The sequence below is a fragment of the Janthinobacterium fluminis genome, assembly GCF_028595325.1.
Lineage (GTDB): Bacteria > Pseudomonadota > Gammaproteobacteria > Burkholderiales > Burkholderiaceae_D > Janthinobacterium > Janthinobacterium fluminis.
In genome coordinates, this window is record NZ_JAQQXR010000002.1 from 637,703 (window position 1) to 659,675 (window position 21,973).

General features: G+C 64.0%; 23 protein-coding genes and 1 rRNA gene. 13 read left to right on the forward strand and 11 right to left on the reverse strand.

Annotation, left to right across the window (positions count from 1 at the left end; genetic code table 11):
• The 5 genes from OIK44_RS08670 (at position 1) to OIK44_RS08690 (ending at position 2,750) form a co-directional block, all read left to right on the forward strand.
• Positions 1 to 618 carry a sigma-70 family RNA polymerase sigma factor gene (locus tag OIK44_RS08670; protein WP_273670325.1) on the forward strand — a complete coding sequence of 206 codons (618 nt, stop codon included), beginning with the start codon at positions 1 to 3 and terminating at the stop codon, positions 616 to 618.
• 612 nt (positions 619 to 1,230) lie between these two features.
• The gene (locus tag OIK44_RS08675) at positions 1,231 to 1,584 is read left to right on the forward strand and encodes a phiTE_015 family protein (RefSeq protein WP_273670326.1); all 354 of its coding nucleotides are present in this window, start codon (positions 1,231 to 1,233) and stop codon (positions 1,582 to 1,584) included.
• Positions 1,585 to 1,610: 26 nt separating this feature from the next.
• On the forward strand, positions 1,611 to 1,799 hold the full coding sequence (locus tag OIK44_RS08680) for a DUF1653 domain-containing protein (RefSeq protein WP_273670327.1): 189 nt from the start codon (positions 1,611 to 1,613) through the stop codon (positions 1,797 to 1,799).
• A gap of 24 nt (positions 1,800 to 1,823) precedes the next feature.
• Entirely contained in the window at positions 1,824 to 2,297 is a 474-nt protein-coding gene (locus OIK44_RS08685; RefSeq protein WP_273670328.1) for a CreA family protein, read from the forward strand.
• 18 nt (positions 2,298 to 2,315) lie between these two features.
• Positions 2,316 to 2,750, forward strand: coding sequence for a hypothetical protein (locus OIK44_RS08690; RefSeq protein ID WP_273670329.1), 435 nt, complete (start codon positions 2,316 to 2,318; stop codon positions 2,748 to 2,750).
• Positions 2,751 to 2,759: 9 nt separating this feature from the next.
• On the opposite strand, the gene OIK44_RS08695 is transcribed toward OIK44_RS08690, so the two are convergent.
• A complete protein-coding gene (locus OIK44_RS08695) occupies positions 2,760 to 4,253 on the reverse strand; it encodes a leucyl aminopeptidase (protein WP_273670330.1) in 1,494 nt (497 codons plus the stop codon).
• Positions 4,254 to 4,320: 67 nt separating this feature from the next.
• On the opposite strand from OIK44_RS08695, the gene lptF reads away from it, so the two are divergent.
• The 4 genes from lptF to OIK44_RS08715 are packed head-to-tail and all read left to right on the forward strand — an operon-like array spanning position 4,321 to position 7,994.
• A complete protein-coding gene (gene lptF, locus OIK44_RS08700) occupies positions 4,321 to 5,448 on the forward strand; it encodes an LPS export ABC transporter permease LptF (RefSeq protein WP_273670331.1) in 1,128 nt (375 codons plus the stop codon).
• Position 5,449: 1 nt separating this feature from the next.
• Positions 5,450 to 6,619 carry an LPS export ABC transporter permease LptG gene (gene lptG / locus OIK44_RS08705; protein WP_273670332.1) on the forward strand — a complete coding sequence of 390 codons (1,170 nt, stop codon included), beginning with the start codon at positions 5,450 to 5,452 and terminating at the stop codon, positions 6,617 to 6,619.
• Positions 6,619 to 6,996: a sirohydrochlorin chelatase gene (locus OIK44_RS08710; RefSeq protein WP_273670333.1), complete on the forward strand. Its 378-nt coding sequence runs from the start codon at positions 6,619 to 6,621 to the stop codon at positions 6,994 to 6,996. Before lptG ends, OIK44_RS08710 begins: the two co-directional genes overlap by 1 nt.
• The gene (locus OIK44_RS08715; protein ID WP_273670334.1) at positions 6,996 to 7,994 is read left to right on the forward strand and encodes a Stealth CR1 domain-containing protein; all 999 of its coding nucleotides are present in this window, start codon (positions 6,996 to 6,998) and stop codon (positions 7,992 to 7,994) included. The genes OIK44_RS08710 and OIK44_RS08715 overlap by 1 nt, the downstream gene beginning before the upstream one ends.
• Here OIK44_RS08715 and cobA read toward each other — a convergent pair.
• The 7 genes from cobA to OIK44_RS08750 all read right to left on the reverse strand — a co-directional run bounded on the left by cobA (position 7,984) and on the right by OIK44_RS08750 (position 14,817).
• Entirely contained in the window at positions 7,984 to 8,754 is a 771-nt protein-coding gene (cobA, locus tag OIK44_RS08720) for a uroporphyrinogen-III C-methyltransferase (RefSeq protein ID WP_273670335.1), read from the reverse strand. The two genes, OIK44_RS08715 and cobA, sit on opposite strands and share 11 nt — an antisense overlap.
• Before the next feature lie 11 nt (positions 8,755 to 8,765).
• Complete coding sequence (locus OIK44_RS08725) at positions 8,766 to 10,070, reverse strand: sulfate adenylyltransferase subunit 1 (protein ID WP_273670336.1); 1,305 nt, start codon at positions 10,068 to 10,070, stop codon at positions 8,766 to 8,768.
• Positions 10,070 to 10,981, reverse strand: coding sequence for a sulfate adenylyltransferase subunit CysD (cysD, locus tag OIK44_RS08730; RefSeq protein ID WP_273670362.1), 912 nt, complete (start codon positions 10,979 to 10,981; stop codon positions 10,070 to 10,072). Before cysD ends, OIK44_RS08725 begins: the two co-directional genes overlap by 1 nt.
• 25 nt (positions 10,982 to 11,006) lie before the next feature.
• Entirely contained in the window at positions 11,007 to 11,723 is a 717-nt protein-coding gene (locus tag OIK44_RS08735; RefSeq protein WP_273670337.1) for a phosphoadenylyl-sulfate reductase, read from the reverse strand.
• Between the two features lie 12 nt (positions 11,724 to 11,735).
• Positions 11,736 to 12,296 (reverse strand): DUF934 domain-containing protein, encoded by a 561-nt coding sequence (locus OIK44_RS08740; protein ID WP_273670338.1) that lies wholly within the window; start codon positions 12,294 to 12,296, stop codon positions 11,736 to 11,738.
• Entirely contained in the window at positions 12,289 to 13,977 is a 1,689-nt protein-coding gene (locus OIK44_RS08745) for a nitrite/sulfite reductase (RefSeq protein WP_273670339.1), read from the reverse strand. The genes OIK44_RS08740 and OIK44_RS08745 overlap by 8 nt, the downstream gene beginning before the upstream one ends.
• A 63-nt stretch (positions 13,978 to 14,040) precedes the next feature.
• The gene (locus tag OIK44_RS08750) at positions 14,041 to 14,817 is read right to left on the reverse strand and encodes a sulfite exporter TauE/SafE family protein (protein ID WP_273670340.1); all 777 of its coding nucleotides are present in this window, start codon (positions 14,815 to 14,817) and stop codon (positions 14,041 to 14,043) included.
• Between the two features lie 174 nt (positions 14,818 to 14,991).
• Between OIK44_RS08750 and OIK44_RS08755 the strand changes: the two genes are divergently transcribed.
• The 3 genes from OIK44_RS08755 to OIK44_RS08765 all read left to right on the forward strand — a co-directional run bounded on the left by OIK44_RS08755 (position 14,992) and on the right by OIK44_RS08765 (position 17,875).
• Positions 14,992 to 15,933, forward strand: coding sequence for a CysB family HTH-type transcriptional regulator (locus tag OIK44_RS08755; RefSeq protein ID WP_273670341.1), 942 nt, complete (start codon positions 14,992 to 14,994; stop codon positions 15,931 to 15,933).
• A gap of 59 nt (positions 15,934 to 15,992) precedes the next feature.
• Positions 15,993 to 16,643, forward strand: a complete 651-nt coding sequence (locus OIK44_RS08760) for a class I SAM-dependent methyltransferase (RefSeq protein WP_273670342.1) — start codon at positions 15,993 to 15,995, stop codon at positions 16,641 to 16,643.
• Positions 16,644 to 16,834: 191 nt separating this feature from the next.
• Complete coding sequence (locus OIK44_RS08765; protein ID WP_273670343.1) at positions 16,835 to 17,875, forward strand: porin; 1,041 nt, start codon at positions 16,835 to 16,837, stop codon at positions 17,873 to 17,875.
• A gap of 50 nt (positions 17,876 to 17,925) precedes the next feature.
• Here OIK44_RS08765 and OIK44_RS08770 read toward each other — a convergent pair whose 3' ends face one another.
• From OIK44_RS08770 to OIK44_RS08780, 3 genes are all read right to left on the reverse strand, one after another.
• Positions 17,926 to 19,104 (reverse strand): PAS domain-containing sensor histidine kinase, encoded by a 1,179-nt coding sequence (locus OIK44_RS08770; RefSeq protein ID WP_273670344.1) that lies wholly within the window; start codon positions 19,102 to 19,104, stop codon positions 17,926 to 17,928.
• Positions 19,105 to 19,221: 117 nt separating this feature from the next.
• Positions 19,222 to 19,980, reverse strand: coding sequence for a LytR/AlgR family response regulator transcription factor (locus tag OIK44_RS08775; RefSeq protein WP_273670345.1), 759 nt, complete (start codon positions 19,978 to 19,980; stop codon positions 19,222 to 19,224).
• Positions 19,981 to 20,097: 117 nt separating this feature from the next.
• Entirely contained in the window at positions 20,098 to 21,420 is a 1,323-nt protein-coding gene (locus OIK44_RS08780; RefSeq protein ID WP_273670346.1) for a sensor histidine kinase, read from the reverse strand.
• A gap of 469 nt (positions 21,421 to 21,889) precedes the next feature.
• On the opposite strand from OIK44_RS08780, the gene OIK44_RS08785 reads away from it, so the two are divergent.
• Positions 21,890 to 21,973: ribosomal RNA gene (locus tag OIK44_RS08785) — 16S ribosomal RNA — on the forward strand; the annotation flags it as partial.

The following is a 21,973-nucleotide window of genomic DNA, read 5'->3' on the forward strand; positions in this document are numbered from 1 at the left end:
ATGAGTAAGCGTTTCCCCACCGCGCCGCGCGACGCGGGCCAGCACGGCGTCGCGCTGCGCGACTGCCTGCTGGCGAACTACGAGCGCCTGCACCGGCGCCTGTTGCGCTACCTCGGCTGTCCCGAGCAGGCCCGCGACAGCTTGCACGACGCCTGGCTGCGCCTGGGCGAGGCGGCCTTGCCGGCCGCCGTGCAAAGCCCGGAAGCCTATGTGTACCGGGTGGCGTGCAATCTGGCGATGGACCAGTTGCGCCAGCGCCGTGCCGGGCAGTACGTGGGCGAGGCCGAGGCCGAGCTCGACGTGCTGGCCGACGCCGCGCCGGGGCCGGAGGGCATCGCCGAAGTGCGCTCCGAGCTGGCGGCGCTGGGGCGGGCGCTGGAGCGCCTGCCGCGGCGCCACCAGGACGTGCTGCTGAGTTTGCGGCTGAATGAATTGACGCGCCAGCAAGTGGCGGCGCGCCACGGCATTTCCCTGCGCAGCGTCGACACGGTGCTGCGCCAGGCGCTGGACCATTGCGCCGAGCACACCGGCTGGCGGGTCGGCGGCGGCGTCGCCGCGCCGCGCCGCCCCCTGGCGCGGGCGGCCGGGTGGCCGCGCCAGGCCGCGCTGCCTGCCTGACATGCCGGCGGCGCCCGCCGCCTTCGCCCATCCCTCTCCATCCTCCCCTCGCAATTCCCTGATTGGCGCGAAAAGCGCTTGAATCCGCGCCGCCGTCCGGGCGCGCCGCCGCGCATGGCGGCGCCGGCGCCACACATCCCATCCGACCCCGGCGCACGATTGAAACTACAGTTACAGTAGGGAGTTAATTTATGTATAAAATGCAGTGCATGGCAAGTTGGCGGGCGGCAGCATTCAATGTTGCCGATCAAGGAAACGAGCTGATCCGCTTTACCTGCCGCCCAGCGCTTGCTACGGGGGTATTGTTGCAAAAATCGTGCAAGTTTCTCGCTGGGCAATGCCGAATGCCACTAAAATATCGACGAATGTAATACTGGCGTAATAAAGTGTCTTGCAAGCTTGTGGGGTTGCAATAAAAACATTAAAATTACATTACCATTGAATCAAAAGCGAAATATACTGAATATAGATCGCGGTTGGTCGCGCATTTTTTATATATTAAACGCAACACTACATGACAGAAAGTGTTATGCAGCGTTAATAAATGGTACTATTGGGAAATATTGCTGTTTTAATAGTGAGACATGCGCGTAGCATTTGTAAAGGAAGAAAATGCGAACTGCATTTGAAGCGTGGGCGCAGCGTGATGGTCACATTGTGCGACGCCGGGAAGATAAACCCGAAGAGTATCTGATATTCGAAACGCAACGCCGCTGGGTAATCTGGCAGGCGGCGCTGACGCACGGCAAGACGGCCGGTAAAACGACCAAGGCCGCGCGGGCCAGCGCGACGCGCACGGCCGACATCTCGTCGGACGAGGCGGCCGTGCGTAACAAGGTGCTCAATGAGGTGCTGGACGCCTTCACCGATCTCGACGGAGCCGCCGGCATGGAAGGCATCCTGAAAGTCATCCAGGGCTTGAAGAAGAAGCAAAAGGCGCTGGCGGACGATAACAGCGATGCGTGAATGCCACAGGCTGAGGGGACGGCGCCATGCGCTACCGGCACTATAAGGGCGGGGTCTACGAACTCGTCTGCGAAGCCACCCAGGAATCGGACCTGACGCCGATGATCGTCTACCGGGCCGCCGACGGTTCCATCTGGACCCGGCCGAAGGATGTGTTCTTTCAGCTGATCGAGGTCGACGGGGTCGTCGTCCAGCGCTTTTCGCCGATTAACTGATCGGCCCACATGACAAGGATTTGTATGCGCGTAGTGCAAGCGGTATGCTCGGCGGTGTTGTTGGCCGGCGCCGGCCTGGCCGCGGCCGAAACGGTCGGCGCGGTCGACACGGCCTTCAAGTTGATCGGCCCCGACCATAAAGTGGTCGTCGAAGTGTTCGACGATCCCCGCGTCGGCGGCGTCAGCTGCTATTTGTCGCGCGCCAAGACGGGCGGCATCAAGGGCGCCATCGGCCTGGCCGAGGACAAGGCGGAATCGTCGGTGGCCTGCCGCCAGGTGGGCGCGCTGCAATTCAAGGAAAAGCTGCCGAGGCAGGAGGAGGTGTTCTCCGAGCGCGCCTCCGTGTTCTTCAAGCACGTGCGGGTGGTGCGCATGGTCGACGCCAAGCGCAACGCGCTGGTCTACCTCGTGTATTCCGACCGCTTGATCGACGGCAGCCCGAAAAACAGCGTGACCGCCGTGCCCGTGCCGGCCAACCAGCCGGTGCCGCTGCGCTAGCGGCGCCGCGCCCTGCCCATGTTGCGCCGCGCCGCATTCGCAAGCCTGGTCCTGCTCGGCGGCTGCGCCACGCTGGGCGAATCGAACCAGCAGATGGTGCTGGTGCAAACCATCCAGGACAACCGCCCTCTGCTTGGCGCCGGCTGCATCCTCGCCAACAACGTCGGCAAGTGGTTCGTCACCACGCCGGGGCGCGTGACGATACAGAAAAGTCCGGGGCCGCTGCGGGTCGACTGCCGCAAGGACGGCGCCGGCCGGGCCGACGAGCAAATCGCCTCGAAGGTCAACGCCAATCTGTGGGGTAACATCATCCTGACGCTGGGCGTCGGCTATCTGGTCGACCGCAACACCGGCGCCGGCTACGACTACCCGTCCACGCTGACCATCGAAATGAAAAAAACCGGCGCGGCGGGCTCCTTCGAGACCCCGCCGGCCGGTTCTATCGTCTACTGAGGACGGCGCTTACACGCGGCCGATCAGGAAGTTCGCCAGCAAAGGCACCGGACGGCCGGTCGCGCCTTTCGCCGCACCCGATTTCCACGCCGTGCCGGCGATGTCCAGATGGGCCCAGGTGTACTTCTTGGTGAAGTTTTCCAGGAAGGCCGCCGCCGTCACCGAACCGCCGCCCGGCGTGCCGATGTTGGCCAGGTCGGCGAAGTTCGACTTCAGCTGTTCATTGTAGGCTTCCTCGATCGGCATGCGCCACGCGGTGTCGCTGGCTTTCTTGCCGGCCGCCAGCAGTTCCTCGGCCAGCTTGTCGTGGGCCGCGTCGCTGCGGGTGAACAGGCCGCTGTTGTGGTGGCCCAGCGCGATCACGCAGGCGCCCGTCAGCGTGGCGATGTCGACCACGGCGGCCGGATTGAAGCGCTCGGCGTAGGTCAGCGCGTCGCACAGCACCAGGCGGCCTTCGGCGTCGGTGTTGAGCACTTCGATGGTCAGGCCGTTCATCGAGGTGACGATGTCGCCCGGCTTGGTGGCGCGGCCCGACGGCATGTTTTCGCAGGCGGCGACGATGCCGACGACGTTCAGCTTCAAGTTCATTTCGCCGATGGCGCGGAAGGTGCCCAGCACCGAGGCGGCGCCGCACATATCGTATTTCATCTCGTCCATGCCGGGACCGGCCTTGATCGAGATGCCGCCCGTGTCGAAGGTGATGCCCTTGCCGACCAGCACCACCGGCGCGTCCTTGGCCTTGCCGCCCATGTGCTTGAGGACGATGAACTTCGGCGCCTCGTCGCTGCCGCTGGTGACGGACAGGAAGCTGCCCATCTTCAGCGCTTCGAGCTGTTTGCGGTCCAGCACCTCGACGTCGAACTTGTAATCCTTGGCCAGTTTCTTGGCCGTGTTGGCCAGGTGGGTGGGCGTGCAGATGTTGGCGGGCAGGTCGCCCAGGTTGCGCGTCAGGGCGACGCCGTTGCCGATGGCGATGGCCTGCGCCAGCGCGGCCTTGGTGGCGACGCTCGACGGCACGGCCAGGGCGATCTTCTTGACGCCGGCGGGCGCCGGGTCGCGCTTGCTTTTCTGCGTGTCGCCGCGGTATTCGCTCTCCAGCGCGGCTTGCACCACACAATGGATGGCCCAATTCACATCGCGCTCTTTCACTTCCGTCATCGGTAATGCGATAATGGCGTCGCTGGCGCCCAGCGAACCGAAGGCTTTGAGCGCCGCTTGCACGCCGGTGGCGAAACTCTTTTCGCTGATCGCCTCGTCGCTGCCCAGGCCGACCAGCAGCACGCGCTCGGCGTTGGCGCCGTTCACGCCGCGCAGCAGCAGGGTGGTGCCGGCCTTGCCGGTGATGTCGCCGGACTTCAGCGCAGCCGTAATGTCACCGCCGCCGTCGAGGGCCTTGGCGGCCGCCGACAGTTTTTTGTTTTCAAATACCGCAACCGCGACGCAGCCCGTTTTGGCCGTGGCGACGGTGTTCTTTGTGTCGAATGCTTTTATGCTAAAGTCCATTTGCTTCTCCGTTTTCTATGCTTAGTAACATATTACTTAACTTTCCGACCCGAATTATAGACTTCGAATGATCTTTCAACGTGCCCTTCAACGTGAGCTGACCAGTGCCGCCGGGGCCATCTTCACGGTGTTGTTTTCCATTTTTGCCACATGGACGCTGATTAAGATCCTCGGCGAAGCCGCGGGCGGCAAGGTTGCGTCGAGCGATGTGATTGCCTTAATCATATTCGCAGCCCTGAATTATCTGCCAACTATACTCATCCTCACTAGTTTTATTTCCGTGCTGATGGTGGTCACGCGCAGTTACCGCGATTCCGAAATGGTCGTCTGGTTCGCCTCCGGCCTGAGCCTGGTGCGCTGGATCCGCCCGGTGCTGACCTTCGGCCTGCCGCTGGTGGCGCTGACGGCCTTGCTGAGCCTGTACGCGACGCCGTGGGCCAAGCAGAAGAGCGACGAGTACGTCGAGCGCTTCCAGAAGCGCGAAGACGTGCAGAAAGTCTCGCCCGGCCAGTTCAAGGAATCGGCCGCCAGCAACCGCATCTTCTTTGTCGAGGGCGCCAGCGGCGACGCGGCGAAGGTGCAGAATGTCTTCGTCAACACGCTCGACGAGAAGGGCACGACGGTGGTCGTGGCGAAGGAGGGCAGCATCGTCAAGGACGCCCGCGGCGAGCGCTTCCTGGTGCTCAAGAACGGCCGCCGCTACCAGGGCAAGCCGGGCCAGTCGGATTTCCAGACCATGGAGTTCGAGCGCTACAGCATGCGCGTGGCGACCAAGACCCAGGAGCTGGGCGCCGACACGGGCGTGCGCGCGATGTCGACGCGGGCCCTGCTGGCCGACCGGAATCCGTTCACGATGGCCGAACTGCTGTGGCGCATCAGCGCGCCCATCATCACCCTGGTGCTGATCTTGCTGGCCATTCCGCTGGGCTTCGTCAACCCGCGCGCCGGCAGCTCCGTCAACCTGATCATCGCGCTGCTGGTCTTCTTCACCTACAGCAATCTGACGAAACTGATGGAGGCCAGCGTGCAGCAGGGCCGGCTGTCGTTCGGCATGTCGTGGTGGCCGCTGCACGCGCTCGCCGCGCTGCTCGTCGTGCTGCTGTTCGCCTGGCGTTTGAACGTCAACCACCGCTACCACCCCGTGGTGTTGCTGGCGTCGCTGAAACGCGCCCGCGGCGCCTCCACTCCGCAATGACATGAAGATTTTACAGCGCTATTTCGCCGTCTCGATCGCCCAGGCGGTCGCCTTCGTCCTGCTCGCCTTCCTGGCGCTGCAGGCATTCGTCGACCTGACCAGCGAATTGCCGATGGTCGGCAAGAACGGCTACAGCATCGCCCACGCCTTCCTGTACGTGCTGATCCTGATACCCGGCAACGTCTACCAGGTGATGCCGGTGGCGGCGCTGATCGGCACCATCTACACGATGGCGCAGTTCGCTTCGACGTCGGAGTTCACCATCATGCGCGCGGCCAGCATGTCGACGTCGATGGCGGCCTGGTTCCTGTTCCGCATCGGCGCCGTGTTCGTCATCATCACCTTCGTCTTCGGCGAGCTGATCGCGCCGCGCACGGCGCCGCTGGCCGACAAGCTCAAGCTGGCCGCGCGCGGCACCGCCGTCTCCAGCGAATTCCGCTCCGGCCTGTGGACCAAGGACATCGTCAAGAGCGAGGGCTTGAAGGGCGAGCCGACGGGGGCGCGCTTCTTCAATGTGCGCGAAGCCCGTCCCGACGGCCAACTGACGGACGTTAAGTTGTACGAGTTCGACAACAGCTTCCGGCTGCGCTCGGTGATCGTCGCCGCGCGCGCCACCTACCAGGGCGGCAATGTGTGGCGCCTGCTCGATGTGACGGAGACGCGCTTCTCCAACAGCACCACGCTGCAGCCCGGCGTCGAGGCTAATCTGCAGAATAACTTCATCCAGGAAACCAGCGCGGTGGCGACGGAAAAGAGCGCCAGCCGCGAGCTGGTGTCGGAGATCACGCCGCAGATCCTGTCCGTGTCGGCGTCCGACCCGCAGCGCATGTCGGCGGCCGAGCTGGCCGTCTACACGGCCCACCTGGCCGAGAACAAGCAGGAGACGGAGCGCTACAAGATCGCCTTCTGGAAAAAACTGATCGACCCGATGTCGATCTTCGTGCTGATGGCACTGGCGCTGCCGTTCGCCTATCTGCACACGCGCAGCGGCGGCATCAGCCTGAAGATCTTCATCGGCATCATGATCGGCGTCAGCTTCCTGCTGGTCAACACGCTGTTTTCCCATCTTGGCCTGCTGAGCACCTGGCCGGCCTTCCTGACGGCCGTCGCGCCGAGCGCGCTGTTCCTGTTGCTGGCGCTGGGTGCCTTGTGGTGGGTGGAGCGGCATTGATGGAACGGCGCGCCATGATCCTGTTCGCCCACGGCGCGCGCGCCGCGTCCTGGGTCGAGCCGTTCGAGCGCCTGCGCGCGCTGACGCAGGCGCGCCTGCCCGGCGTCGCCGTGTCGCTGGCCTTTCTCGAATTGATGGAGCCGCGCCTGCCGCAGGCCGTGGCCGGGCTGGCCGCCGCCGGCGTCACGCAACTGACCGTGGTGCCGGTGTTCCTGGGGCAGGGCGGCCATGTGCTGCACGACCTGCCGCTGATGGTCGCGCAGTTGCGGCTCGACCATCCGCATGTGGCCATCGAGGTGGCCGAGGCGATAGGCGAAAACGCCGGCGTGCTGGCGGCCATCGCCGACTACTGCGTCGGCGCCGGCAAGCCCGCCTGATGGGCCGCGCCGACGCCGCGCGCATCGACATCGTCTACCTGTGGGTGGACGGCGCCGACCCCGTCTGGGGCGAGCGGCGCCGCCAGGCCTATGCCGGCTGGGCCGGGCGGCAGGGCGGCCAGCTGGCCGTGTACGGCAACGTCTCCGGCCGCTACCGCGACAACGGCGAGCTGCGCTTCAACCTGCGCTCGCTGGAAAAATTCTTCCCCGACCACGGCCACGTCTACATCGTCACCGACCGGCAGGCGCCGGCGTGGCTGGCGCCGCGCGCCGGCCTGACGCTGGTCGACCACCGCGAACTGCTGCCGGCGGCGGCGATGCCGGTGTTCGACTCCGGCCATATCGAATCCTATCTGCACCACATCCCCGGCCTGTCCGAGCGCTTCATCTACCTGAACGACGACGTCTTCTTCGGCCAGCCGGTCGACCCCGACTGCTGGTTCGGCGACTGCCTGACGGTGTACGCGGAAACGGCCACGGTGGCCGACGGCGACGCGCTGCGCGAAGACGGCACGGCGCTGGCGAACGCCGCCATTTTGTCGAAGCAGTGGTTGGGGCGGCGCTACCCGCAGTACCGGCACGAGCCGCGCCTGTACTCGCATGCGCCGCGGCCGATGCTGAAGAGTGCGATGCACGAGCTGGAGGGGATGGCGGCGGAGCTGTTCGAGCAGGTGCGCTCGACCGTGTTCCGCTGCTGGCGCGTGCCGCCGTTGCTGCCCGACCTGGTGCCGCGCTGGATGGTGCATGCCGGCTACGCGCGCCAGCAAATCCTCGACCCGCTGCATATCAGCAGCGGTGCGCCGGGGGCCGAACTGCAGCTCGACGCGCTGCTGTCGAATTTCGGCCGGCTGCCGTTCTTCTGCATCAACGACACCTGCGACGAAGCCGAGGCCGACGACCCGCGCCTGCTGCGCGTCGCCGCGGCGCTGGAAAAACTGCTGCCGCGGCCGTCGTCGTTCGAGCGCGCCGCCGCGCCGCGCCGGCGCCTCAGGCGCTAAGCCGGCACGCCGGCGCGCCGGCGCTGTCGGCGCCGACGTCCTGCTGCGGGCGCACGCGCATCGCCTCGCCCAGCATCACCAGCACCGGGCCGTGGGTGGCCCCCAGCCCCTGCGCCAGCGTGCCCAGCTCCAGGCGCAGCACGCGCTGCTCCGGGCGGCTGCAGTTTTCAATCACCACCACCGGCGTGTCGGCGCGGCGGCCCTGCTCCAGCATGCGCCGGGCCGTGGCGATGGCCTCGCGCCCGCCCATGTACTGCACCAGCGTGTCGCTGTCGGGAATGGCGACGTGGTCGGGCTGGCCGGGCGCCGTGCTCGACGTGAAAAAGGCCACGCTGCGCGCCACGCCGCGTTTCGTCAGCGGCTGGCGGGTGGCCGCCGCCGCCGCCAGCGCGGTGGTGATGCCGGGCACCACCTCGACCTCGATGCCGGCCTCCTCCAGCGCGCGCAACTCCTCGTCGGCGCGGCCGAACAGCATCGGGTCGCCGCCCTTGAGGCGCACCACCAGCGCGAACTTGCCGGCGTTGTCGACCAGCTGCTTGTTGATGAAGGCTTGCGCCGTCGACAACTGGCCGCAGCGCTTGCCGACCGGGATCTTCAGCGCCTGCGGGCACAGCGCCAGCATCTCGTCCGTGACGAGGGCGTCGTGCAGCACGACGTCGGCTTGCGCCAGCAGGCGCGCGCCGCGCAGCGTCATCAAGTCCTGGGCGCCGGGGCCGGCGCCGATCAGGACCACTTTTCCATAGCCGGATGGTGTCGCCATGGCGGCCTCGCTCAGGCGGTCCGGATCATGCCGGCGGCGACGGTCTGGTGCGTCACCTCGTCGATCAGGATGAAGGCGCCGGTGGCGCGGATGTCGTCGTAGGCGTCGGCCGCCAGCGGCTGCTGCACGGTCAGCGCGATGCGGGCGATGTCGTTGAGCTTCAAGCCCTCGGCCGCGCGGCGCTGCTGGGTGTTGATGTCGAGCAGGGTTTCGATGGCCGTCACCTTGGCGGCCGTCTGTTTGGTGCCGTGCTTGATCCAGTACTTGCGGCGCAGGTCGAGCGCGTCCTCGGACAGCCAGCAAACGTCGGCGACGACGTTCTTCAGCAGGGTGGCGGGGCGGTCGGCGCCGGCCAGCATGTCGCCGCGCGAGATGTCCAGGTGCTCGTTGAGCAGCAGCGTCACCGACTGGCCGACGACGGCCGTGGCCAGTGAGCCGTCCAGCGTGACGATGTCCTTGACGGTCGCGCTTTGGCCGGACGGCTGCACCACCAACTGGTCGCCGACGCTGACCTTGCCGGCTTCGATGCGGCCCATGTAGCCGCGGAAGTCCTTGGCTTCGTGGCCGTTGTGGCGCGCCACCAGTTGCACGGGGAAGCGGAACGGCGCGTCGTGCGAGTCGTCGTAGACGGACAGCGATTCGAGCAGCTCGATCAGGGTCGGGCCGCTGTACCAGCCAAGCTTGTCGCCGCGCTCGACGACGTTGTCGCCGCTCAGGGCCGACAGCGGAATCGGCGTGATGTCCTTCAGGCCCAGGCTGGCGGCGAATTCCCGGTAGGCGGCGACGATGCGTCTATAGACGGTTTCGTCGTAGCCGACCAGGTCCATCTTGTTGACGGCGACGACCACGTGCTCGATCTGCAGCAGATGGGCGATGGTCGAGTGGCGCTTGGTCTGGATCAGCAGCTCGACGCTGCCGTCGTCGCCCAGTTTGACCTTGGAGACGTCGATCAGGATGATGACGGCGTCGGCCGTCGAGGCGCCCGTGACCATGTTGCGCGTGTACTGTTCGTGGCCCGGCGTGTCGGCGATGATGAATTTTCGCTTGGGCGTGGCGAAGTAGCGGTAGGCGACGTCGATGGTGATGCCCTGTTCGCGCTCGGCCTCCAGGCCGTCCGTCAGCAGCGACAGGTCGACGCTGTCGCCGACGGTGCGCTTGTGCTTGGAGCGCGACATGGCGTCGAGCTGGTCGGCGAAGATGCCCTTGCTGTCGAACAGCAGGCGGCCGATCAGCGTGCTCTTGCCGTCGTCGACGGAGCCGGCCGTGATGAAGCGCAGCATGCCGCGCTCGGAGAGGTTGTCGGTGTGTGCGTTCATCAGAAGTACCCTGCTTTCTTACGTTTTTCCATCGACGCTTCGGAGGTCTGGTCGTCCATCCGGGTGGCGCCGCGTTCGGTGATCTGGGTGACGGCCGTTTCGGCGATGATCTGCTCGACCGTGCTGGCGTCGGACGACACCGGGCAGGTGCAGGAGATGTCGCCGACGGTGCGGAAGCGCACCACTTGCGTCTCGACGGTTTCGCCCGGCAGGGCCGGGGTCAGCCCCGTCAGCGGCACCAGCAGGCCGTTGCGCGGGATCACCTGGCGCGCGTGGGCGAAGTAGATCGGCGGCAGCGCCAGCTTTTCGCGGGCGATGTATTGCCACACGTCCAGCTCGGTCCAGTTGGAGATGGGGAAGACGCGCATATTCTCGCCCGGATGCACGCGGGTATTGTATAAATCCCACAATTCCGGGCGCTGGGCTTTCGGGTCCCACTGGCCGAACTCGTCGCGGAAGGAGAAGATGCGCTCCTTGGCGCGGGCCTTTTCCTCGTCGCGGCGGGCGCCGCCTATGCAGGCGTCGAATTTGTGCTCGGCGATGGTTTCCAGCAGGGTCACGGCCTGGGCCGCGTTGCGCGAATCCGTCGCCGGGTTGCGCAGGCGCACCGTGCCGCGGCGTATCGATTCCTCGACGGAGCCGACGATCAGGCGCTCGCCCAGCTGGGCCACTTTTTCGTCGCGGAAGGCGATGACTTCGGCGAAGTTGTGGCCGGTGTCGATATGCACCAGCGGGAAGGGGAATTTACCGGGGCGGAAGGCTTTTTCGGCCAGGCGCAACAGCACGACGGAATCCTTTCCGCCCGAAAAGAGCAACGCCGGATTGGCGCATTCGGCCGCCACTTCGCGCAGGATGTGGATGGCTTCCGATTCGAGGCTGTCGAGGTGACGCTCGTTCAAGATGGTATTCATGGTCATGGTCTGTCTTCTTATTGAGTCAAGCTGCAACGGACTTGATGCGGATGAGTTTGCCGTCCACCATGTGCAAACCGCATTCCTTCGAGTCGGGGTTTTCCCACCACCAGCGGCCGGCCCGCACATCCTCGCCCGGTTCGACGGCGCGGGTGCAGGGCTGGCAGCCGATCGACGGATAGCCCTGGTCGTGCAAGGCGTTGTAGGGCACGCCGTGGCTGCGGATATAGTGCCAGACGTCGTCTTCGGACCAGTCGGCCAGCGGGTTGAATTTCGTCATGCCATGGGCCGGGTCGGCTTCCTCGACGTGCAGTTCGGCGCGCGTCGTGGACTGGGCGCGGCGCTGGCCCGTGATCCAGGCTTTGTTGCCGGCCAGCGCGCGGCCCAGCGGCTCGACCTTGCGGATGCGGCAGCATTCGCGGCGCAACTCGACGCTGTCGTAGAAGGCGTTCAAGCCGTGCTGCGCGACATAGGCGTCGACGGCCTCGGGCTGGGGCCGGTACAGCGTGATGTCGGCGCCATAACTGGCCTTGATCTTGTCGAGCACGGCCAGGGTTGCCGCGTGCAGGCGGCCCGTTTCGAGCGAGAAGATGCCGATGGGCAGACGCGCCTTCAAGATCAGGTCGGTCAGCACCATGTCTTCGGCGGCCAGGCTGGAGGCGAACACGGCCGGCGTGAAGTCGCGGGCGATGCGTTCCAGGGTCAGTCCGGTGGCGGCGACGAGGTTGGTGAACTCAGGCATGGGCGGCTCCGTTCAAATGCCAAAGCCCACGTCGCCGTCCGTCTTCTGGACTTCGCGGTGGTGGCGGCGGAACAGCGGCGTCCTGTCGTCCCACGAGGCTTGGTAGGTTTCGGAAAACACCGACAGGCCCTTGAGCGCGTCGTCGATGCTGCGGTCCGGCCGCGTCGCGTAGGCGTCGAAGCCGACCCGGTGCATCGAGAACAATTGGTCGCGCAGCACGTCGCCGATGGCCCGCAGCTCGCCCTTGAAGCCGAGGCGGGCGCGCAGATTGTAGGCGATCGAATAGCCGCGGCCGTCGGTGAACTTGGGGAAATCGACGGCGATGACGGCCAGTTGCTGCACGTCCGCGCCCAGCGCCTCGGGGCGCTCGTCGCTGGCCAGCCAGACGCCGACCTCGGGCAGGCGCGCGGCCAGCGCGGCGCGCTGGGCCAGCCAGACGCTCAGCGGCACGATGGCCTTGCCGGCCGGCACGACGACGCCGTCGGCGCTGTCGCCCTCGTCCAGGCGCAGCACGCCCCAGTCGTTGGCGACGACGGCCTGGTTCTTAATGATCTTTTCGCGTACCTCAAACATAATCGTCTTCCCCAACCAAATGGCCGATCTGGATCGGCGTTGCATAAACATGTTCTTTGAAAGGCCCGATGCCGAGGCGCTGGGCCGTGTCGGCGAAGCGCTCGTCCTCGCAGCGCTCGCGCACATACACCTGCAGCAGGCGGGCGATCACTTCCGGCATTTGCTGCGACGAGAACGAGGGGCCGATGATTTTGCCGAGGGCGGCATGGTTGCCTTGCGAGCCGCCGATCGACACTTGATACCATTCGCTGCCGTCCTTGTCGACGCCGAGCACGCCGATGGAGCCGACGTGGTGGTGGCCGCAGGCGTTGATGCAGCCGGAAATGTTCAACTCCAGTTCGCCGATGTCGTGCTGGAAGTCGATGTCGTCGAAGCGTTCGGCGATGGCGGCGGCGATCGGCAGGGACTTGGCGTTGGCCAGCGAGCAGAAGTCGCCGCCGGGGCAGCAGATCATATCGGTCAGCAAGCCGATGTTCGGCGTCGCCAGGCCGTGGGCCTTCACTTCCTGCCACAGTTGGAACAGCTTGGACTGCTCGACGTCGGCCAGCACCAGGTTCTGTTCGTGGGTGACGCGCAGCTCGCCGAAGCTGTAGCGATCGGCCAGGTCCGCCACGCAATCCATCTGCTCGGCGGTGGCGTCGCCCGGCGGCACGCCGGTTTTCTTCAGCGACAGCATGGCGATGGCGTAGCCGGGCACCTTGTGCGGCTTGACATTGCGCTTGAGCCAGTTGGCGTAGGCCTTGTTGTCGGCGTGTCCGGCCAGCGGCTCGATGGCCGGCAGCGTCGCGTAGGCGTGCGGCGCGAAATAGGCGACGACGCGCGACATTTCCTCGACGGTCAGGGTTTCCGCGCCATCCTTCAAGTCCATCCATTCGGCCTCGACCTGGCGGGTGAATTCCTCGACGCCTATGGCCTTCAGCAAGATCTTGATGCGGGCCTTGTATTTATTGTCGCGGCGGCCGTACTGGTTGTAGACGCGCATCACGGCCTGGATGTAGGTCAGCAGGTGCTGCCACGGCAGGAAGTCGCGGATCACGCTGCCGATGATGGGCGTGCGGCCCATGCCGCCGCCGACCATGACCTTGAAGCCGACTTCGCCGGCCGCGTCGTAGACGGCCGTCAAGCCGATGTCGTGCACGGCGATGGCGGCGCGGTCTTCCTTGGCGCCATTGATGGCGACCTTGAATTTGCGCGGCAGGGCGATGAATTCGGGGTGGAAGGTGCTCCACTGGCGCAGCACTTCGGCGTAGGGGCGCGGGTCGATGATCTCATCGTGGGCGACGCCGGCGAACGGGTCCGAGGTGGTGTTGCGGATGCAGTTGCCCGAGGTCTGGATGGCGTGCATTTCCACCGAGGCCAGTTCGCTGAGGATGTCCGGGGTCTGCTCCAGCTCGATCCAGTTGAACTGGATGTTCTGGCGCGTCGTGAAGTGGCCGTAGCCGCGGTCGTACCTGCGGGCGATGTGGGCGAACATGCGCATCTGTTTCGACGACAGCAGGCCGTAGGGCACGGCGATGCGCAGCATGTAGGCGTGGCGCTGCATGTACAAGCCGTTCTGCAGGCGCAGCGGAATGAATTCCTCCTCGGTCAACTCGTTGGCGATCCGGCGCTCTACCTGGTTGCGGTATTGGGCAATGCGTTCCTTGACGATGAGGTGGTCGTATTGATCGTATTGATACATGGCAAAAATCCTAAAAGAAAACCTGAACGAGGACTGAAAAATGGCCGGCGGGGGCGGCGCGGGCTATTGCGACATCAGCTTGACGGCGACGCCGGTCAGCGTCATCGCCAGCAACACGCGCAGGAAGCGCTCGGGCATCGAGCGGGCCACCCAGGAGCCCAGCGTGATGCCGGGCAGCGAACCGATCAGCAGGGAGGCCAGCAGCGACCAGTTGATCGAACCGAGCCACCAGTGGCCGAAGGCGGCGATGGCCGTCAGCGGCACGGCGTAGGCGATGTCGGTGCCGGCCACTTCCGCCGAACTCATGCGCGGATACAGCAGCACCAGCAGGGTCGCGCCGATGGCGCCGGCGCCGATCGAGGACACTGTGACGAGCACGCCGAGGACGGCGCCGGCCGCGACGGTGGCCGCGACCAGGGACTTGCCCTGCAATTGTTTTTCCGGATGGGCATTTATCCAGAACAGCATCTTGCTCTTGAATACGAGGGCGACGACGGTCAGCAGCACCGAGCAGGCGATCGAATAGCGGATGACGACGCCGATTTCCCGGTTGAGCGCGCCGAACGACTTCAGCGCCAGCGTGGCCAGCACGGCGGCCGGCAGCGCGCCCAGGCACAGGCGTTTGACGATGTCCCAGCGCACGGTGCCGCGCAGGCGGTGCGTCAGCGTGCCGGCGCCCTTGGTGATCGAGGCGAACGCCAGGTCGGTGCCGACGGCGACGGACGGCGGCACGCCGAACAGCAAAGTCAGCAGCGGTGTCATCAAGGACCCGCCGCCCACGCCGGTCATGCCGACGAGCAATCCAACTGCAAATCCTGAGACTATATAAGAGAAAGTCATGCATGCGCCCCCAAAGTACCTGCAATAGTAATAAACTTCGTCTTCAATCCATACGACTTCCTACTCATTTGCTTATATGCGGATTGCGTATAAGCATGAACACAAAATGGACGGGGGAAGTGCCGGTGCGCAAGAAACCTTCGCAAATGTAGTGACCAAAGGCAAAAGACTGTAATGAATCTTCATCAACTGCGCTTCGTGCGTGAAGCTGTGCGGCAAAACTACAACCTGACGGACGCCGCCAAGGCCCTGTTTACGTCGCAGCCTGGCGTGTCGAAGGCCATCATCGAGCTGGAGGAGGAGCTGGGCGTCGACATTTTCACGCGCCACGGCAAGCGCATCCGCGGCTTGACCGAGCCGGGCCGGCTGGTGCTGGAGTCGGTGGAACTGATTATGCAGGAAATTGACAGCCTGAAACGTATCGGCAAGGAATTTGCCGCCCAGGATAGCGGCAGTTTTACCATTGCCACAACGCATACCCAGGCCCGCTACACGCTGCCGAAGGTGGTGCAAGCCTTCATGCAGAAATTCCCGAAGGTAAGACTGTCTTTATTGCAAGGCAATCCGCGCCAGATCGCCGAGATGGTGCAGCGCGACCAGGCCGACCTGGCCATCGCCACCGAGTCGATCGCCGCCATCGACGGCTTGATCACCTTGCCCTGCTACCAGTGGGAGCATGTGGTGGTGGTGCCGCCCGAGCATCCGCTGCTGAAAACGAAGTCGGTGACGCTGGAGGAAATCGCCGCCTTCCCGCTGATCACCTACGACAGCGCGTTCGCCGGGCGCAGCAAAATCGACCACGCCTTCGTGCTGCGTGGACTGAAGCCGGACGTGCTGCTGGAGGCGATCGACGCCGACGTCATCAAGACTTATGTCGAGTTGGGAATGGGAATTGGTATCATAGCGGGGATGGCCTTTGACGCCGAGCGCGACAAGAACCTGCGCGCCATCTCCGTGGGCCACCTGTTCGGCATGAATGTGTCGCGCGTGGCGGTCAAGCAGGGCGCCTATTTGCGCAGCTATATCTACACCTTCATCGAGTTGCTGACCCCGACGCTGAACCGGAAATTGATCGAACAGGCGATGAGCGGCGAGAAGGAACACTACGAGCTATAAGCGGGGAGCGCGGCCCCGGCCCGTATCACTTAACTACGAATATGACAGAGAAGAAACAAATGATTACCGAGCAATTAGCCCAATTCTACGCCGTGGAAGCGCAGGAGTACGACCGCGTCTACGCCAATCCGCAGGTCGAGGACGACCTGGATGAATTGCACGACAAGATAGACGAGTTGTTCAGCGGCCACAAGGTGCTGGAGATCGCCTGCGGCACCGGCTACTGGACCCAGACGCTGGACGAGGTGGCCGAGTCGGTGCTGGCCACCGACATCAACCCGGCCATGCTGGACCTGGCGAAAACCCGCGGCTTCGACACGGCCAAGGTGCAGTTCAGCCTGGCCGATGCCTACGAGCTGCCGGCCGACATCGGCAGTTTCACGGCCTGCTTCGCCGGTTTCTGGTGGTCGCATGTGAAGCGCGAAGACCAGCAGCGTTTCCTGGCGCATTTGCGCGCCAGGCTGGGCAAGGACACCTTGCTGGTGCTGGTCGACGACAGCTATGTCGACGGCCACAGCGACGTCATCGCCCGCACGGATGCGGAAGGCAACACCTACCAATTCCACACGGCGGCCGACGGCCAGCGCTATGAAATCGTCAAGAATTTCCCGTCCGACAGCATGCTGCGCAAGCGGCTGGCGTCGGCGGTGCGGGAAATCCGCATCTTGCGCCTGGAGCATTACTGGCTGCTCAGCTGCCGCCTGAAGTAAGCCTGTCCGCGCGGCCCCGGCCGCGATGCCGCCGGCGCGCTCTGCGCCGGCGCCCCCTCCCTCAGTAGCTTCCCCTCGTAATTCCCACCGACATTCTTCCGTTTCCGCAAGTGCTTGTGCCAAAAAACAACAAATTGCTCATGTCATATTGTTGAAGCATTTGATAGGCATGATTCCGTTCGGTGGCGCGGATGCTGCCGGACTGGGCTGGAATTTCAGTGATTTGTCCGGTAGGCAACGCGCTCTGCAATTGCACAATTTTGTCAACTTCATGTAGAGAATTTCAAGTGAAAAAACTTACACTGGCAGCACTGATCATTGGCGGTTTCGCCGCTTCCGCCCAAGCGCAATCGAATGTCACCGTTTACGGCGTCGTTGATCTGGGTCTGGCCAAGTCCAGCGGCACGAGCGCTGTTCAGCGTGAAAACCACGCCTCGCGCCTGGGTTTCAAAGGCTCCGAAGATCTGGGCAATGGTTTGTCGGCAATCTTTAATCTGGAATCCGAAATCAAGGCCGACACCGGCGAGCAAAAGGGCGGTTTGTTTGACCGTCAAGCGACCATCGGCCTTAAAGGCAGCTTCGGTACCGTGCGCCTGGGCCGCACCAAGGATCTGGTTGACGGCGCGCAAACCCGCGTCGAGCCGTTCAACGCCGACGGCGTGGTCGGCAAGGTCAACGAAAGCATGATGCGTGTCGGCGTTTCCGATTCGCGCGTCAGCAATGCGATCACCTACGACAGCCCGAACATGGAAGGCTTCGTCGCCAGCGCGCAATACGTGCTGAGCGAGATCAAGGATGCCGACGCCGGCTACAGCGCTTTGCTGACCTACGACAACGGCCCGTTCAGCGCGCACGCCGGTTACGAGCGCGCCGCACAAAAGGTCGCGAACAGCGCCAAGCCTAGTATGTATGTGATCGGCGGCGGCTACAAATTCGGCGACGCCAAAATCACGGCCGCTTATGCCAAGGGTGACAGCAAGGACGTTAAAAAAGGCAAGCAAAACGCCTTCCTGCTTGGCTTGAGCTACACCATCGGCCAGGGCGACGCCAAAGTCGTCTACGGCAAAGGCAAGCAAACCATCGCCGGCAAATCGGACATCGACACCGTCAAGGAGTTCGGCCTCGGTTACGACTACCACCTGTCGAAGCGCACCGACCTGTACGCCTACGCCGGCCGCGAGCGCGTCAAGGAAATGACGTCCTACCAGCTGGGTATTTCCCACAAGTTCTAAGTCCGGCCGCATCGGCAGGCTGAACGAGGCGCTCCCCGGAGCGCCTTTTTTTATGTGCGCTCGGCAGGCAGCGGCAGCGCGATGTCGATGCGGGTGCCGCCGGCGCCGCCCTCGTTGGCGCCGATGCTGATGGTGCCGTGCAAGCCCCAGACCCGCTCGCGCATGCCCAGCAGGCCGAAGGAGGTGGCCTTGTCCATATCGCTGTCCTCGATGCCGCGGCCGTCGTCCTGGATTTCGATGGCCAGCTCCGAGTCGACCCGGTGCAGCGCCACCGTCACATTGCGGGCCTCGGCGTGGCGGGCGATGTTGGTCAGCGATTCCTGCACGATGCGGTAGATCACCGTGCTGTAGGCGTCGTCGAGGGTGAGTTCGGTTTCGTCGGCCAGCAGCTCGACGTTGACGGGGTGGCGCTGGATAAAGTCCTGGCGCAGGCTCTGCAGCGCGAAGTACAGGCCGCCCTCGTCGAGCGCCCGCGGGCGCAGGTTGCTGGCGATGCGGCGCAGCGAGGTGATGGCCGTGACGATCAAGCCATCCATATTGTCGAGGATGCGCGCGTTGGCCGGGGCCGCGCCGGCCAGCTTGCCCAGCAGCGTCAGGTCGAGCCGCAGGGTGGCCAGCAATTGGCCCAGGTCGTCGTGCAATTCGCGGGCGATGTGCTTGCGCTCCTCTTCGCGGATGCTTTGCAGCGTCGCCGACAACTGGCGCAACTGCGAAAAGGAGCGCTCCAGCTGCTCGTGCACTTGCTTGCGCGCGGTGATGTCGCGCAAAACGATGGTGTAGACCGTTTGGCCGTCCTCGTCCACGCTGGCGATCGTGCCTTCCAGCGGGAAGCGCGCGCCGTTCGCTTTCAGACCGCTCACGGCGTGGTCGACGGCGCGCCGCCCCATCATGCGCAGATTGACGCCGGTGTCGCCGAAATGGCCGACCGTTTGCTGTTGGCCCAGCGTGCGCAAATCGCGCGGAATGAATTTGTCGAGCGCCGCGCCGCGCATGGCGGCGACGCTGGTGCCGAACATGGCGGCCGCCGCCGGATTCGCTTCAAGGATGGTCTGGGCGGCGTCGGTGCGGATGGTGGCGTCGCCGGCATGGCCGAAGCCCTTGCCGCCGCGCCGCGCGGCGCGCGCATACGCCGGCATCAGCAGCAGCCAGGCCAGGGGCAGGGTCAGCAGGAGCGTCAGTGCGAGCAGTGGCGCGGCGAAATGAAGGCTGAAATGGTCCGGCTGGCTCATGGGGCGCCCAGGTGGTGACAGGGGGAGGTTCTGTCACACACTAATCTAGCCCTGTCCCTAAGGGTTGATTTGCCGCAGAGGGGAGGGAATCCGCCGCGCGATGGCGCGGCGGCGCGCTTACATCTGTTTGAATAGATGCAGGAAGCTGCGGCTCACTTCCAGCTTGTCGGGTTTTCCCTTGATTAAGACCAGGTGGCGGCCGCGAATGTCGCGCGTGACGCCTTCGATGGCGTTGACGTTGACCAGGGTGGCGCGGTGGATTTGCCAGAACAGCGAGGGGTCCAGTTCCTCGGCCAGGTCGCGTACCGGCTTGCGTATCAGCGCCTCGTACTTGGCCGTTTGCACACAGGTGTATTTTTCGTCGGAGCGGAAAAACAGGATCTCCTCGACGGGGATCATGCGCAGATCCTGGCCGATGCTGGCCTGTATCCATTGCAGGTAGCTGGGTTTGGCGACGATTTTTTCCGCCAGCTGGGACAGGATGGCCGTGACGCTGGTGTTGACGTCGACGGCCGGCTTGCTCAGATGCGTCTTCAGGCGTTCGACCGTCACCTGCAGGCGTTCGTGCTCGGGCGGCTTGAGCACGTAGTCGACGGCGCCCCGCTCGAACGCTTCGACCGCATAGGCGTCGTAGGCGGTGACGAAGACGATGCGGCTCTTGTTGCCGATCACCTGGGCGGCCTCCATGCCGGTTTTGCCGGGCATGCGGATGTCGAGGAAGGTGAAGTCCGGCTTGAGCTGCTCAACCAGTTCGATCGCTTCGTCGCCGTTCTTGGCCTCGCCGATGATGTCGAGTTCGGGCCAGGCCTGGCCCAGGCGCATGCGCAACTGGTCGCGCATCAATCGTTCGTCGTCGGCAATAATAGCTGTAGGCATAGTGTGCAAGGTTGGGCTGGCGAGCGCCAATTATTCAATGAAATGATTGATTAATCAATATCTTCATCGCTGCGGCGCTCAATTGAATGGACCCGCCGCCAACTGGCGGCGGGCGGCTTACTTCGATAACTGGTAGGGCACCTCGATGGTGACGCAGACACCGCTGGGCGTATTGGGCGCTATCAGCAACTGCGCCTGTTCGCCGTGCAGCAATTTGAGGCGCTCGCGTATCGTCGGCAAGCCCAGGCCGGTGCCGTCGCTGGGCACGGCGCCGAAGCCGAGGCCGTCGTCGGTGACCGAGACGCGCAATTTACTATGGGCCACTTCAGCCAACACCTTCAGCGTGCCGCCCTCGGGTTTGCATTCGAGGCCGTGCTTGATGGCGTTCTCGACCATCGACTGCAGCATCATCGGCGGGAACGCCGCCGTGCGCAGGCCGTCGGGAATTTGGAAGTCGACCGTCAGGCGTTCCTCCATGCGCATCTTCAGCAGGTTCAGATAAGCCTGGACCATGTCGGCTTCGCGGCCGAGATTGGTGATCACGGCGTTTTCACGGATTTGCGGCAGCACCGCGCGCAGATACTGGATCAGGCTGCGCTGCATCGCCGAGGCGCGCGGCGGATTCGTCTCGATCAAATGCTCGACCGAGGCGAGGGTGTTGAACAGGAAGTGCGGCTCGACCTGCGCCTGCATCATCTGCATCTTCGCCTCGCTCAGCTGGCGCTGCATGGATTCGCGCTCGGCGGCGGCGTTCGCCGTCATGGTTTCCGCTTCGGCGCGCTTTTTGCCGCCAACCAGGGCCTTGGTCGCAAACAGGGCCAGCACCAGCAACCAGACGAAACTGGTGAACCACGTCGATGCCTGCTTGTGATAGCGCGTCACCTTTTGCTCGGCGGCATCGTCAACCGCTTCCTCGATCGCATTCGACAGCTCTTCGCCGATTTGCGGCGGCAGGTCGATATGCACTTCCTCGTTGGATACCTCGACGCCGGCGGGCAGGCTGGGTTTCACGGCTTTCGCTGGCGGCACGGGCGGCGCCGGCGGTGCGGTGGGGGCGGTGGGTGCCGGCGCCGCGGGCGGAGTGCCCTCGGATGGCTCGGCCACCGGGGGCGGTTCGGCCGGTTCGGCGCCTTCGTTGTTGCGGCGGTTCTTGTTGTTGCGCGGGTTGAAGTGAATGCCCGTGTCATCGATCAATATATTGGTGTCGCCGCTATTTTTCTTCCGGTTGCTTTTCTTTTCAGACTTCATCACGACCTCTTCGCTTGAGCCGGAGAATAGCTCGTCCTGCAAGATGGAGCCGGCGATCAGCGCCAGTGCCGCGAAGAGGAAAAATTTCCACCATGACAGTTGAGTGACCCAGGTAGCCGTCGCATCAAAGCCTTGGTGCAACCAGGCTGCGATGGTTTTCAAAAGTTGCGGTGCTGTGGGCAAGGAAAACATATGGGTCTTTCAAGTGCGAACATGGGCGGTAACGAAGCAGTGTAACTGAGTGACGATGCAACTCTAAGCAGGGCAAGGTCGGCGCGCCAGTGAATTGCGACAGCCTGCAAAAAATGGACCCTGGAATGGCGTCCGCTGGCTTTTGGGGAGAGGGCGGCGCCACGGCAAAACAGAGGGTTGACGAAACAGGCGAAACGCTTCATACTCTTTCTTCTTCGCGGCTGACAAACAAAACGCTTTGTCGCTAGGCCGCAGCAGCACAGAACAAGTTCTTTAAAAATTAACAGTCGATAAATGTGGGCATTTGATGATGGTGCCGGCGGACTTCGGTCCGCCGCATACTTAAATTATTAAATGCTCGCGAAAAAGAAATATAGGATGTTTCGCAAGAAACAGCCTGTCAGTATTTTGAGTGAGTAAGAAGCCAGCAATGGCTTCGACCTGTCAGAAATGACATTAAACAGAGATTAAACTGAAGAGTTTGATCCTGGCTCAGATTGAACGCTGGCGGCATGCCTTACACATGCAAGTCGAACGGCAGCACGGAGCTTGC